Annotated in this window: 7 protein-coding genes and 2 pseudogenes; 2 read left to right on the forward strand and 7 right to left on the reverse strand. The window is 66.3% G+C overall.

From position 1 onward, the window contains the following. The 7 genes and pseudogenes from IG99_RS52395 to IG99_RS46455 all read right to left on the reverse strand — a co-directional run. Positions 1–1,947, reverse strand: a 1,947-nt coding sequence (locus IG99_RS52395) for a condensation domain-containing protein (RefSeq protein WP_234312061.1), incomplete at its 3' end; no start/stop codon positions are given. Between the two features lie 25 nt (positions 1,948–1,972). Continuing rightward, a pseudogene (locus tag IG99_RS52400) lies at positions 1,973–3,397 on the reverse strand (condensation domain-containing protein); the annotation flags it as partial. 8 nt (positions 3,398–3,405) lie between these two features. After that, positions 3,406–4,830, reverse strand: a pseudogene (locus tag IG99_RS52405) (amino acid adenylation domain-containing protein); the annotation flags it as partial. Further along, positions 4,713–6,095: a condensation domain-containing protein gene (locus tag IG99_RS46450; RefSeq protein ID WP_078948091.1), complete on the reverse strand. Its 1,383-nt coding sequence runs from the start codon at positions 6,093–6,095 to the stop codon at positions 4,713–4,715. The pseudogene IG99_RS52405 and the gene IG99_RS46450, both read right to left, overlap by 118 nt. Continuing rightward, the gene (locus tag IG99_RS34915) at positions 6,080–9,346 is read right to left on the reverse strand and encodes a non-ribosomal peptide synthetase (protein ID WP_051866245.1); all 3,267 of its coding nucleotides are present in this window, start codon (positions 9,344–9,346) and stop codon (positions 6,080–6,082) included. The genes IG99_RS46450 and IG99_RS34915 overlap by 16 nt, the downstream gene beginning before the upstream one ends. After that, the gene (locus tag IG99_RS34920; RefSeq protein WP_037681352.1) at positions 9,261–10,523 is read right to left on the reverse strand and encodes a condensation domain-containing protein; all 1,263 of its coding nucleotides are present in this window, start codon (positions 10,521–10,523) and stop codon (positions 9,261–9,263) included. Before IG99_RS34920 ends, IG99_RS34915 begins: the two co-directional genes overlap by 86 nt. A 349-nt stretch (positions 10,524–10,872) precedes the next feature. Then, positions 10,873–11,070: an MbtH family protein gene (locus IG99_RS46455; RefSeq protein WP_078948093.1), complete on the reverse strand. Its 198-nt coding sequence runs from the start codon at positions 11,068–11,070 to the stop codon at positions 10,873–10,875. A gap of 716 nt (positions 11,071–11,786) precedes the next feature. Between IG99_RS46455 and IG99_RS34925 the strand changes: the two genes are divergently transcribed. Together IG99_RS34925 and IG99_RS34930 are read left to right on the forward strand one after the other, a co-directional pair. After that, positions 11,787–13,535 carry a fatty acyl-AMP ligase gene (locus IG99_RS34925; protein ID WP_037681354.1) on the forward strand — a complete coding sequence of 583 codons (1,749 nt, stop codon included), beginning with the start codon at positions 11,787–11,789 and terminating at the stop codon, positions 13,533–13,535. A 17-nt stretch (positions 13,536–13,552) separates the two neighbouring features. Continuing rightward, positions 13,553–13,846, forward strand: a complete 294-nt coding sequence (locus tag IG99_RS34930; protein ID WP_051866249.1) for an acyl carrier protein — start codon at positions 13,553–13,555, stop codon at positions 13,844–13,846. Positions 13,847–13,893: the final 47 nt, after the last annotated feature.

Genomic DNA, 13,893 nt, shown 5'->3' on the forward strand with positions numbered 1-13,893 from the left:
CGACGGATCACCCGACACGTCCGCCCGCAGGACCAGCGTGTTCACGAAGAACCCGACCAGATCATCCAGCGCCTCGTCCAGACGGCCCGCCACCGGAGAACCGATCGGAATGTCCGTACCCGCGCCCAGCCGCGACAGCAGACCCGACACCGCGGCCTGCACCACCATGAACACACTCGCCCCGCACTCTCGCGCAAGACCCACCACGTTCCGGTGCACCGCCGCATCGAACTCAAGTTCCACAACATCGCCCTGATACGACGCGAGCAGTGGCCGCGGGCGATCGAACGGGAGCGCCAGCTGTTCCGGAACACTGGCGAGTTCATCTCGCCAGAACTCCACCTGGTCCGCGTCACCCTCGTCACCCAGCAGCTCACGCTGCCACAACGTGTAATCCGCGTACTGCACCGGCAACGGCTCCCACCGCGGAGCCGCACCCTCACACCGCGCCCCGTACGCCACCGCGATGTCAGCCGAGATCCGCTCGTAGTCACTGTCCCGCACCACCAGCGTCGGCGCCGCCTCCTCCAGCGACAAGATCCGCTGATACGGCTGACCGTCCGCCTCCGCGAACACCGTCCGCAGGCTCTCATGCCGGCCCACCACATCCGCGAACGCCCGATCCAGCGCCTTCAGATCCAGCTCACCGCGAAGCCGTACCACGAGCGGGATGTTGTACGTCGCGCTCGGCCCCTCCAACCGGTTCAAGAACCACAACCGACGCTGGGCGAACGACACCGGCACCCGCTCCGGACGCTCCACCGCCCGCCTGACCAAACGCGTCGCCAGCAGCGAATGCCCACCCAACTCGAAGAAGTTGTCATCGACGAACACCTGGCACAGGACCTCCTCCTGTTGCGTGCGCGGAGCACGGCCCATGCCGTCGGCGGCAAACTCGGGTGCGGGCAGGGCCCGTCGGTCCAGCTTCCCGTTCGGCGTCAACGGCAACGCGTCCAGCACCATCACGGCCGAGGGCACCATGTACTCCGGCACCGCCTTCGCCACATGCGCACGCAACGCCTGCGGTTCGACTACCGCACCGGCCGCCGGGACCACGTAGCCGACCAGCCGCTTGTCACCGGGCCGGTCCTCGCGCACGACCACCGCAACCTGCGCGACGTCGGGGTGGGCGGCCAGGACGGACTCGATCTCGCCCAACTCGATCCGGAAACCCCGCATCTTGACCTGGTCGTCGATGCGGCCGAGGTACTCGATCTCCCCGGCGGCGTTCCACCGCACCAGGTCCCCGGTGCGGTACATGCGCGAGCCGGGCTCCCCGAAGGGGTCGGCGACGAAGCGCTCCGCAGTCAGACCCGGACGGTTCAGGTAACCCCGTGCCAGACCGTCACCGGCGATGTACAACTCACCGGCCACACCCACCGGCACCGGGAACAGGCCGGCATCGAGGACGTAGGTGGAGACGTTGTCGATCGGACGGCCGATCGGCGGGGTGGTGTCGATGCCGGTGTCGGCATCGGAGTGCCAGTACGTGGTGTAGACGGTCGCTTCTGTCGGGCCGTAGATGTTCGCCACCCGGGCCCCGGGCATCGCCGCCTGGATGTCACGGACCGTGTGCGCGGCCAGGGCCTCACCGGCCAGGGCCACCGCCCGCGGGCGGGCATCGCCCAGGGTGCCGGCCAGCAGATGGGAGAAGGCCGAGGGCACACCGCTGACCAGGCTCCCGGCCAGCGCACCTGGCTCGAGATCGGCCAGGGACAGCAGGTCTCGAACGACCTCGATGCTGCCGCCGGCCACCAGCGGGCCGAAGATCTCGAACACGGAAACGTCGAAGTTCAGCGACGTGGAGGCCACCACCCGGGACAACTGCCCAAAGTCGAACCTGCGGTCTGCCCACGCCAGTAGATTCCCCACCGACCGGTGCTCGACCACCACGCCCTTCGGCCGCCCCGTTCCGGTCGGCCGGATAGTCCGGGTCGATGGGCACATACGCCGCGCCCGTCTTCACCACCGCCAGCAGCGCGATCACCAGGTCTGTCGACCGGGGCAGGGAGACCGCGACGAACCGCTCCGGGCCCGCGCCCTGTTCGACCAACAGCCGGGCCAGCCGGTTCGCCCGCTCATTCAACCCGCGATACGACAGCTCCACACCCTCGAACACCAGCGCCGTGGCATCCGGCGTCCGGGCGACCTGCTCCTCGAACAGCACCGGCAGCACCCCGCCGGGGATCTCCCCGCCCGTGTTGTTCCAGTCCTGGAGCACCTGACCGAGTTCGGTGTCGTCGAGGATGCGTACCCGGCTGACCGGCCGCTCCGGGGCCGCCAGCACCTGCTCCAGGAACCGGGTCAGCCAGCCGGCCATCCGCTCGATCGTCGACCGGTCGAACAGGTCCGTCGCGAACTCGATTCCACCCGTAATCCCGGCCGGTTCGCCTTCACCGGTGAACGTCTCGGCGAGGTTGAAGGACAGGTCGAACTTCGCCGCCTGCGTCCCGCCGGGTTCGACCGTGACGTCCAGGCCCGGCATCACCAAGTCCGACACCGGCGCGTTCTGGAAGGCCAACGCGACCTGGAACAGCGGGTGTCGGCCCATCGAGCGAACCGGGTTCAACACCTCGACGAGGCGCTCGAACGGCACGTCCTGTGCCGCGAAGGCCCTGAGGTCGGTTTCCCGAACCCGCTCCACCAGTTCCGCAAACGACGGGTCACCCGATACGTCCGCCCGCAGGACCAGCGTGTTCACGAAGAACCCGACCAGGTCATCAAGCGCTTCATCCAAGCGACCCGCCACCGGAGAGCCGATCGGAATGTCCGCACCCGCACCCAACCGGGACAGCAGACCCGCCACCGCGGCCTGCACCACCATGAACACACTCGCCCCACGCTCACGGGCAAGACCACGCTGCCACAACGTGTAATCCGCGTACTGCACCGGCAACGGCTCCCACCGCGGAGCCGCACCCTCACACCGCGCCCCGTACGCCACCGCCAGATCCCGCGCCAACGGCCCCAACGACCAACCATCACCCGCGATGTGATGCACCACCGCGACCAACACCCACTCATCCACAGCCGTTCGGCAAGCCCACGCCCGTACCGGAATCTCAGACTCCAGGTCGAACACGTACGCCGAGGCATCCGCGACATCAGCGGCCAGCCTCTCCGCAGAGCTCTCCCGCACCACCAGTGCCGGCGCGGCCTCCTCGACGCTCAGCACCCGCTGGTACGGCTGGCCGTCCGCCTCCGCGAACACCGTCCGCAGACTCTCGTGCCGGCCCACCACATCCACCAACGCCATCTTCAACGCGGCAACATCCAGCTCACCCCGCAGCCGTACCACCAACGGAATGTTGTACGTCGCGCTCGGCCCCTCCAACCGGTTCAAGAACCACAACCGACGCTGGGCGAACGACACCGGCACCCGCTCCGGACGCTCCACCGCCCGCTGTCATCGACGCTGACCTCGTCGACCCCAAGCACTTCCGCAAACAGCTCACACAGCTGCTTCTCCTGTGGGGTGCGTGGCGCACGGCCGGTGCTGTCAGCGGTGAATTCGGGTGCTGGCAGGGCCCGCCGGTCCAGCTTTCCGTTCGGCGTCAACGGCAGTGCGTCAAGAACGAGAACGGCGGAGGGGACCATGTAGTCCGGTACCGCCTTCGCCGCATGGGCGCGCAGGGCCTGCGGTTCGAGTGCTGCACCGGCGGTGGGGACGGCGTATCCGACGAGGCGCTTGTCACCGGGCCGGTCCTCGCGGACGATCACCGCGGCATGGGCGACGTCCGGGTGCCCAGCGAGGACGGATTCGATCTCGCCGAGCTCGATGCGGAAGCCCCGCATCTTGACCTGGTCGTCGATGCGGCCGAGGTACTCGATCTCCCCGGCGGCGTTCCACCGCACCAGGTCCCCGGTGCGGTACATGCGCGAGCCAGGCGTCCCGAAGGGGTCGGCGACGAAGCGCTCCGCAGTCAGTCCCGGACGGTTGAGGTAACCCCGTGCCAGCTGCACACCGGCGATGTACAACTCACCGGCCACACCGACCGGTACCGGGGACAGGCCGGCGTCCAGGACGTACAGCTGTGTGTTCCACACCGGCCGCCCGATCGGCACGCTCGTCCCGGCCGGGGTCTGGCACTCCCACCAGGAGACGTCCACCGACGCTTCCGTCGGCCCGTACAGGTTGAACAGCGGCGCATCCAGCACCTGGTGGAAGCGATCGACCACCTCCGACGGCAGCGCCTCACCACTGCACACCACCCGCCGCAGCCCACCGCACTGCCCCGCCGCGGGCTCCTGCAAGAACACCTGCAGCATCGACGGCACGAAATGCACCGTCGTGACCCGCTCCTCAACGATCAGCCGGGCCACATACGCCGGATCCCGATGCCCACCGGGCCGGGCCACCACCAGCCCCGCACCCACGATCAACGGCCAGAAGAACTCCCACACCGACACGTCAAAGCCCGACGGCGTCTTCTGCAAAACCCGATCATCAGCCATCAAGCCGAACCGGTCCTGCATCCACAACAACCGGTTCACAATCCCCCGGTGTTCCACGACGACGCCCTTGGGGCGTCCCGTCGAACCCGACGTGAAAATCACATACGCCGGAGCCGACGCATCCAGCGGAGCGAGCCGCTCCGCATCGGAAAGGTTCTCGGGGCTGAGAACGGCCTGCCGGTCCACTGCCACCGGAGCGTCGAGGACGAGCGGGACGGTGCCGGCCGGCAGCTCGACCCCGCTGTCCTCGACGGTGATCACGCACATCGGGGCGGCGTCCTGCAGCATGAACGCGATCCGGTCCGCGGGATAGTCCGGGTCGACCGGCACATAGGCGGCCCCCGACTTGAGCACCGCCAGCAGCGCGACGACCAAATCCAGAGCCGGCGCATGATCCGCTCGACGCTCGCCTGGTCGAACAGGTCAGGGCGGTAGTCCAGCCACAGCCGGAGACGTTCTCCGGGAGCTACGACCAGCCGAAGCGGATAATGCGCGGCATCCTTGACCTCAATGGACACCACCTGCAGCCCGACGCTCGTCAAGTCGAGGGCTTGCGGGTCCACCGGATAATTCTCGAAGACGATACAGGTGTCGAACAGCTCGTTCGTCCCGGCCATGCGGTGCAGTTCCGACAGGCCGAGGTGGTGGTGCTGGATCAGCTGCGACTGGCTGTCCTGCAGGTGCTGCAGCCCGACCAGGAGTGACTCGGAGGGCACGACCCGCATGCGTACCGGGACCGTGTTGATCAGCATGCCGATCATCGAGGCGGAGCCGGTCAGTTCTGGGGAACGGCCGGAGACCGTAGCGCCGAAGGTGACGTCGTCGCGTCCGGTCAGCTGGCTGAGGATGATCCCCCAGGCCCCTTGGATCGCGGTATTCAGGGTCAGGCCGCAGGTGCGCATGCGGTGGGTCAAGGCAGCAGTCTCCTCGGCCGACAATTCGACCGGGATTCGCTCAGGCATCACTGAGGCCTGGTGGGTCTCACCCGGGGCCACCAGGGTCGCCCCATCCAAGTCGGCGAGTTCCGCGCTCCAAGCCTTGCGCCCAGCCTCGTCATCCTGATTCGCGAGGTAGGACAGAAAGTCGCGATACGGCGTCACGTGCGGAAGAGCCGATTCATCGCACCGGTTCATGTACAGAGCGAAGAACTCTCGCATGAACAGCGGCATTGACCATCCGTCGAGGATGAGGTGATGGTTGCTCAAGACCAGGCGGTGCAAGTCCGGTGTGATCCGGATCAGGGTGAACCGAAGCAGGGGCGGCCGGGCCAGGTCGAAGCGGCTCACACGGTCCTCGATCAGCAGCCGGGCCGCTTCACGTTCCGCCTGTGCCCAGTCCTGTGCGCTGAGGTCAATCTCCCGCCATGGGAGCGGCACCTCGGTCGGGATCACCTGGACGGGTTCGCCGGTCTTCCTCTGCCGGAACGAGGCACGCAGGTTCGGGTGCCGCCGGAGCAGCGTCTCGGCCGCAGCCCGCAGGGTAGCGGTATCCAGCGGGCCCTTCAGATCAAACGCCCACTGGGCCGTGTACACATCCGTGTCGGTGAGGTCGAAGAGAGAGTGGAAGAGCAGGCCCTCCTGGAACGGCGTCAGAGGCAGAATGTCTTGGATACGCGGCCGGCCAGTCACCAGGTCCCCCACTCAGAGTCAAGTTCACTTTCGAAAGCGTCGATTTCGCTCTGGCTCAGATCCACCAGGGAGAGGTCGGACGGTGTGTGGCCGCCCGCGTCGGGGCGATGCCCGTGTGCGGCAAGCGCGTCGAGCACTCGGAACCAGGTTTCGGCCAGGTCGTGCACGGTCGCGTCTGAGAACAGGGCCTGCGGCCAGGTCCAGCGGACCGTGAGGCGTGCGCCGTCGGCATGGTTCTCGGTGACGGCGTTGATCTCGATCGCGTGGGCCACAGCCATCGAGGCGTCACCGCCGCCAACAAGTCCGAACTCCGGTACTGCCGCCCAGTCACCGCTGTCCGGGGCGGAGGAGACGTCGAACCGGCCCAGGTAGTTGAAGCCGATCTGGGGCGTCGGCAGGGCAGACAGCTCGGCTCCGGTCTCTGCGTTGAGATATCGCAGCAGGCCGAATTCGGTGCCGTTCTCGGAGAATTCGCGTACCTGTTCCTTGACCCGCTTGAAGGCGCGGCCCAGGTCGTCCCCGCCGGCCCAGATGTCTGGCCAGTCGACCTCGCCGGGGTCCAACAGCATCGGATAGAGGCTGGTGAACCACCCCACGGTTTCGGACAAGTCGACCGGCTCGGCCAGGCTCTCGCGGCCGTGTCCTTCCACGTTCAGCAGCACAGCCGTGCTCTGGCCGACATTGCGGCGCCGACGCCAGTCCGCCACCGCGAGGGCCAGTCCGGCCAGGAGCGCATCTTGAACGGTGGCGTGGAAGGCCGACGGCACTGTCGTCAAGAGAGCAGCGGTCTGCGCCTCCGGCAGGGAAAGCGTGAGGCTCCGAAGCGTCGACTCAGTGTCCCGAGCGGGGTCGAGCGCAACCGGCCCCAGGCTCTGACCACCGGCCTCGAGGGCCGCGGTCCAGGTGGGGAGGTTGGCCACGCGCTTCGGGTCCATGGCAAGCTGCTGCAACTGCGTCGCCCAGGTACGGAAGGACGTACCCGAGCGGGTCAGCGAGGGCGTCACACCGGTTGCGGCTGCGGCACACGCGGCCGCCAGGTCTGACACCAGGATCCGCCAGGAAACTCCGTCAACGGCCAGGTGGTGAATGACCCACAGAAGTCGGCCACGCTCAGTTGGTCCGGCATCGAACCAGGTGACCGTGAATGCGATGCCGGCGTCGAGCGCCAACCGCTGGGCGGCGGAGTCGAGTTCGGTACGAGTCAGCTCTTGTACTTCTTCTTCTGGCAGCCCGCGGACATCGATCCGAGAAACTCGGGCACCGCAATCGACCGCATCGCGCTGCTGTACGTCGAGCGTCGGCGTTGCATCGGGCGCTCCGTGTACGGTACGCAGCCGCAGCATGTCATGGTGCTCCACGACGGCACTCAACCCGGCTCGCACATCACCAACAGTGAGACCTGCCGGGGTCCGGACCACCATCGCCTGGTGGAAGTGGTCAATCGGTCCGTTCTTGTCGAACAGCCAACGCATCATCGGAGTGGGCGGCAGCTCGCCGATCCCTGCGTCGGGGTCTTCCGAGCCCTCATCGGTGAGGACGGTCACTACAGACGCCAAACCATGAACACTTCTCAGCTGGAACACATCTTTTGGCGTAATGCCCAGACCGGCCTGCTTGGCTCGGCCCACCACCTGGAGCGCCAGGATGCTGTCGCCGCCCAGCTCAAAGAAGTTGTCGTCGATACCGACCCGCTCAACCCCGAGGACCTCCGCGAACACCTGGCACAGGACCTCCTCCCGCACCGTCCGCGGAGCACGGCCCTCCCCGGCAGCGGTGAACTCCGGCGTCGGCAGAGCCTTACGGTCCAGCTTCCCGTTCGGCGTCAACGGCAGGCCGTCCAGCACCACCACCGCAGACGGAACCATGTAATCCGGCAGCAACTCCGCTACATATGCCCGCAGTTCCTGAACGTCCAGCACACCGGCATCGGCCGTGGCAACCACGTATCCGACCAGCCGCTTGTCACCCGGCCGGTCCTCACGCACCACCACCGCGGCCTGGCCCACCCGCGGATGACCCGCCAGAACCGACTCGATCTCACCGGGCTCGATCCGGAAACCACGCACCTTCACCTGGTCATCCACACGACCGACGTACTCCAGCTGCCCGGCCGCCGTGCGGCGCGCCACGTCGCCGGTCCGGTAGAGCCGGCCGCCGACAGGTCCAAAGGGGTCGGCGACAAAGCGCTCGGCGGTCAGGGCGGGGCGGTTGAGGTAACCGCGGGCGAGCTGGTCGCCCGCGATGTAGACCTCACCGGCAACGCCGTCGGGCAGCGGACGGAGTAATCCGTCCAGGACATAGACCCGGGTGTTCCACACCGGGCGGCCTATCGGGACGGTGGCGGCGTCGTCGCCCAGGCCGTCCAGCCGTCCAGCCGTCGCCTGGATGGTGGCCTCGGTCGGACCATACACATTGATCACGCTTGCGTCCCAGGCCGCGGCGGCTTCCCTGGCCAGCGCCGCCGGGAGCGCCTCACCGCCCGAGAGGAGCGCCCGGATGCCCCGGCCCCGCTCGTCCAGCGGCATCGCGGCCAGCAGGGACGGCACGAACTGAGCCACCGTGACGCCCTGGTGCCCGATGAACGCGAGCAGTTGCTCGGGGTCGCGGGTCGCCTCGGCGGACGCCATGGCCACGGCTGCCCCGGAGACCAACGGCGCCCACAGCTCACCGCCGGCCGCGTCGAAGCTGACCGGGGTGCGGGCGAGCACCACGTCCTGCGATGTCAGCTCGGTCTCCGCGGCGAGCCAGCAGAGCTGGTTGGCGAGGCCGGCGTGGGTGACGACGACGCCCTTGGGGGCGCCGGTGGAACCCGAGGTGTAGATGACGTACACCGGGTGCCGGGCGGTGAGCACGGCGATCCGGTCCGCGTCTGTCACATCGGTGTCCGAGTGGACCGCCAGGGCCGCGGCGGTCCCCGGCTCGTCGAGCAGCAGGACCGGTGCCGCTGTCTCGATCCTGGTCCCACTGGTGGTCAGCACCAGGAGGGGGGCGGCGTCCTTCAGCATGAACGCGATCCGGTCCGCGGGATAGTCCGGGTCGACCGGCACATAGGCGGCCCCCGACTTGAGCACCGCCAGCAGCGCGACGACCAAATCCAGCGCAGTCGCCTCCGGCGACCGCTCCACCCGCTCCTCGAACAGAACCGGCAGCACACCATCAGGAACCTCACGGCCCGTGTCATTCCACTGCTCGAGCACCAGATGCCGCTCGGCCTCGTCCAGGACCTCCACCCGGCCCACCGGCCGGTCCGGATCCACCCGCACCGCCTCGATCCTGAGTGACCGTGATCGCCAAGTCCCCGACCGGGCCGTTGGTCAGGGGGTGCGCAACCGCGCGTTGTCCGGCGAAGTCAAGGTCATAGTTGAATGACATGATGTTGATCGTCGGACCGAACGTGCGCTGCCCGCCGGCACGACCAAGGTCACTGTGCAGATCCTCCTGCCGGTACCGCTGTCGCTGCAGCAGGCCGCGAACTGAGCTGGAGACGTCAGCCAATACTTCGGCGATGCCGGCTCCAGGGCGCACCCGAACGGTCAAGGGCAAAATGTTGGACAGCATGCTCGGGGTGTATCGCTGGACCGCGGTCGCCCGGGAAGTCACCGGCAACTCCAGGGTGACGGCCTCTTGGCCTGTGAGCTTGGCGAAGTAGGCGCCGCTGAGTGCCAACACGACGCCGGGCCAAGCCGATTGGCCAAGTCCAGCGGCGGTGCAGATGTCGGTGACGGTCTCCTTGGCCAAGCACGCCGTTTCCCGCAGGGGAACGTCGGCGGGCGCTGCGGAGCGGCCGGCGAGCAGGAGCGGCGCAGCGTCGGCAGCGGGTTGGCGGGACCAGAAAGCACGATCGTGCTCACGTTGCGGCGAGCTGCGATACTCGCGTTCATCGTCCAGCAACCGGGTGATCGACTTGAACCTGGTCTCCCGGCAGGGTTCGGAGCGGGTCAGCGCGGTGTAGACCTCAGCCACCCGCTGGGCCACCAGTCCACAGCTGTAGCCGTCCATCACGATGTGATGGCAGCGCTGGTACCAGAAGTACCGACGGTCTGAGATCTTGAGCAAGGCCCATGTGAACAGCGGTCCAGTGGTCAGATCGAAGGAACGCGTCATTTCGGCGCGCATCCACTGCTGCGCCTTCCCGACAGGATCCGCTTCGCCGGCGAGGTCGAGGTAGGTCAGGGTCCAGTCGGAATCCGAGGTCAGTTCCTGCCGAACCTCGCCCTTCTGTTCCACGATCTTGATCCGCAGCGCCTCAGTCTCGGCCAGCACCTGGCGAAGCGCAGATCCGAAAACGTCCACGTCCAAGGAGCCATCAATGTCAGCGTATTGATTGACATTGAACATGAGGCTTGCCGGTTCCAGCTTCTGAGCCACCCACACCCCCATCTGCGCAGCGAGCAGGGGCAGGGAAGTCCTCGAGGCTTCGGTCACTTCGGTTCCCATCATGTGCTTCGTCTCTCCAGCGGACTGTTGGATACCGATGGGGCTCTTTCAAGCCCACCCAGCGCTGGCACCTGCAGAAAAACCGTTGCTTGACTCGCCTCGTTGACGTGGCGGGTCATACCTATCGCGCGCATGCGCCATTACATTGCCGCCCTGCGGTCACTGAAGGATCGGACGGCGAGACTCCCAGGACTCAATCGCCCCGCGCGAGAACGCACCAAAGGCCGGAAAGCCTCACTGGCTGGGCGAGATGATGCAGCGTCCGAGTCGCCGTTTACCGCAGGGCGGCACATGCCGGGCCAGGCCTCTACCCGAGTTGGTCAGGGCTGGATTCCAGAAAGAGGGGAAGGGCTCACTCAGCAGGAGTGAGAGGCTTCATATCAGTCCAGTTGCGCTCGACATAATCGAGGCAGCTCTGTCGAGAGTTCTCATCGTGGACGACCACCCAGCCGGCCGGCACCTCGGCAAAGCTAGGCCACAACGAGTGCTGTCCAGCCTGGTTGCTCAGCACAACATACTTTCCGTCTTCCTGCTCAAAGGGGTTCGACATCGGGGACACCTCACAGTCGTAACGCGGCTATTGGATGGAGAGAGCGCTAACGAGCCAACTTCGACCATGACTTGAAGGCATGGTTCGACACCCGTATCAGGAAGATGCACAACGCGGCATCACCCATCCCTCAGAACCTGCCCTGTCGAACCAGCATTTTCGAGTGGGCAGAGAGCGGGTATGAGTTCACGCACCTGCGCGAGGGCTCGTACAGGAAGGGGCCCTTCGCCAGGAAGGCGCGAGTGAAGTCAGAGAGAATCCGACATACAGAGACACAGCAAATACACATCCCCCGTGCAGTGCGTCATGTCCGCTGGCATTGGGTCACAGCGATCACTTGACGCATGCCATCCAAACACTTGCATTGCACCCCGTCAACCGCATTCTCGATACAAATGTCCCATTTCATCCTCGTAAAAAGAATGCAAAACCTCTTCAGTGCGCCCGGATTTGCGATCATTGCAGGCCTCAATGACCCACCCACCGATGCCACTGAAGCACCTCGCGGAAGGTGCGAATCAGCGCGATCGAGGATGCTCGGTAGCCCCGGGCAGCAGCGAAGCCCTCACCCCTCGGGTACGGTTCCCAGGATCCACGGATGCTGCGAGTACTCCATCCCGCTTAAGTGCCGCTTAAGTGCCGCTTAAGTGCGGCCAATTACTCTCGATCATCCGTTAGCACGCCAACCAGCACCGCAGGAAGGCTTGGAGGCAAAGTTGGAAGCGCGGCTTGCCAGCACATTCGTGGACGTCGTACGGCAACAGGCCGACGCCCACGGCGACCGGGAGGCTTTCGCCTACATCCGGGATATGAGTGACGGCCGGATCAACGACACACTCTCGTTCCGCGAACTGGACACGCAGGCGCGCATCACGGCCGGCTGGCTCACCAAGCAGGGGGGTGCGTCAGGCGACCGGGTACTGCTGTGCTTCCCGCCGGGCCTGGACTTCATCGTCGGCTTCCTCGGCTGCCTCTATGCGGGCATGGTCGCCGTGCCGGCGCCCATGCCCGAAGGCTTCAGCTCGTCAGAGGACCGAGTGAGCAAGATCGTCCGAGACGCCCAGACCGGCATCGCTCTCTCCGATGCGAGCGGCGCTGCGAAGCTTGAGCGATGGCTTGCCGACCAGCTCGGCGCTGCACTGCCCTGTGGCGCGGTCCGCACCATGGATTCCGCCCTCGCTGCAAGCCTGACCATGCCCGATGTGACGCCGGACACGGTGGCGTTGCTGCAGTACACCTCCGGCTCGACCAGCGACCCCAAAGGGGTCGTGATCACGCACCGGAACCTATTGAGCAACATGAAGCTGATCAGCGAATGCGCGGATGGCGGACCGCACAGTCGTTCCTTCGGCTGGCTGCCGGTCATCCACGACATGGGGCTGATCGGGCAGGTGCTGTGGATGCTCTACCTCGGCGGTTGTACCGTGCTCACCTCGCCGACCGAGTTTCTCCGACGCCCCTATCGGTGGCTCGAGCTCCTCAACGAGCTGGACATCGACTTCACCGTGGCACCGAACTTCGCCTACGACCTGTGCGTGCGAACCGTCTCGGAGGAGAAGCTCCGCGGACTGGACCTGTCAGGCTGGCGGGTGACCTTCAACGGGGCGGAACCGGTACAAGCCCAGTCCCTGGCCAAGTTCGAAGAGAAATTCGGGCCGGCCGGCTTCAAGCCCGAGACGTTCCTGCCGTGCTACGGCCTCGCCGAGGCGACCCTGCTGGTCACCGGGACACGTGCCGACGGCAGACCGGTGATCACAACGGTCGACGCCGAGCTGCTGGCCCAAGGAGAGTTCGTTCCTACGGACCCCGGGGCAGGACGGCGCGAGCTCGTCGGCAGTGGAACGGTGGATCGGTCACGGGTGCGGATCGTGGACACCGAGACACGTGCGGCGCTACCGGACGGGAAAGTCGGTGAGGTCTGGGTGCGAGGCGAGAGCGTGGCCCAGGGGTACTGGGGCCAGGCCGACTTGAACGCCGAGATGTTCAACCAGAGCGTCGGTGGCGAGGCGGGCTTCTTCCGCACCGGGGATCTCGGCGTGATCCACGAGGGCGAGCTTTATGTCACCGGTCGCCTCAAGGAAGTGCTGATCATCCGTGGACGCAACCTCTATCCGCACGACCTCGAGCGGGCTGTCCGCGCGGTCGATCCACGGCTGGCCACCGGAGCCGGCGCGGTCCTCACGCTGGACGCGCCCGAGGGCTCGGTCGTGGTGGTCCAGGAGATCAAACCACGCGGCCTGGTCGAAGACGACTACCGCGCGTTGGCCAGGAACATCCAGCGGACCCTGGTGCGCGAGTTCAGCATCCCTCTGCCCAGCGTCGTGTTCGTCGGACCGGGCCGCGTTCGCAAGACCACCAGCGGCAAGATCCAACGCTCGCTGATGAAGCAGCTCTTCGTAGCTTCCACGTTGAAGCCCCTGCACGAGGAGCTGACCGATGCTCTCGCCCATCTGAGGAACGACTGACCGAGGAAAACCAGAGAATGGATCACGTTGTGACAACGGTGCACCGCAATAGCTCGCTTGAAGAGATCCGAGCGTGGCTCATCGAGCGGGTGGCATACTACCTTGAACTGCCGACGGAGAAAATCGACCCAGAACTCGAGCTCGCGGAATACGGGATGGACTCGGTGTACACCATGAGTATCGTCGCCGAAATCGAGGATCAGCTCGGTGTGAAGATCGACGAGATGGCCGCTTGGAAGTACTCCACGATCAATGCCTTGGTCGAGTACGCCGAGAATCTGGTCAGCGAACAAGTGCACTCCGCGCGATGACGACGGCTCGCGCATGCGGACGGGCACGGTGCCCATCAGCATCTATC

Source organism: Streptomyces griseus subsp. griseus, assembly GCF_000720255.1.
In the GTDB taxonomy this organism is placed as follows: Bacteria; Actinomycetota; Actinomycetes; order Streptomycetales; family Streptomycetaceae; genus Streptomyces; species Streptomyces griseus_I.

Excerpts from the sequence above, each read along its gene's own strand:
- IG99_RS34930 (WP_051866249.1), top strand. The coding sequence starts at position 13,553 with ATGGATCACGTTGTGACAACGGTGCACCGCAATAGCTCGCTTGAAGAG.
- IG99_RS46455 (WP_078948093.1), bottom strand. The coding sequence starts at position 11,070 with ATGTCGAACCCCTTTGAGCAGGAAGACGGAAAGTATGTTGTGCTGAGC.
- IG99_RS34920 (WP_037681352.1), bottom strand. The coding sequence starts at position 10,523 with ATGATGGGAACCGAAGTGACCGAAGCCTCGAGGACTTCCCTGCCCCTG.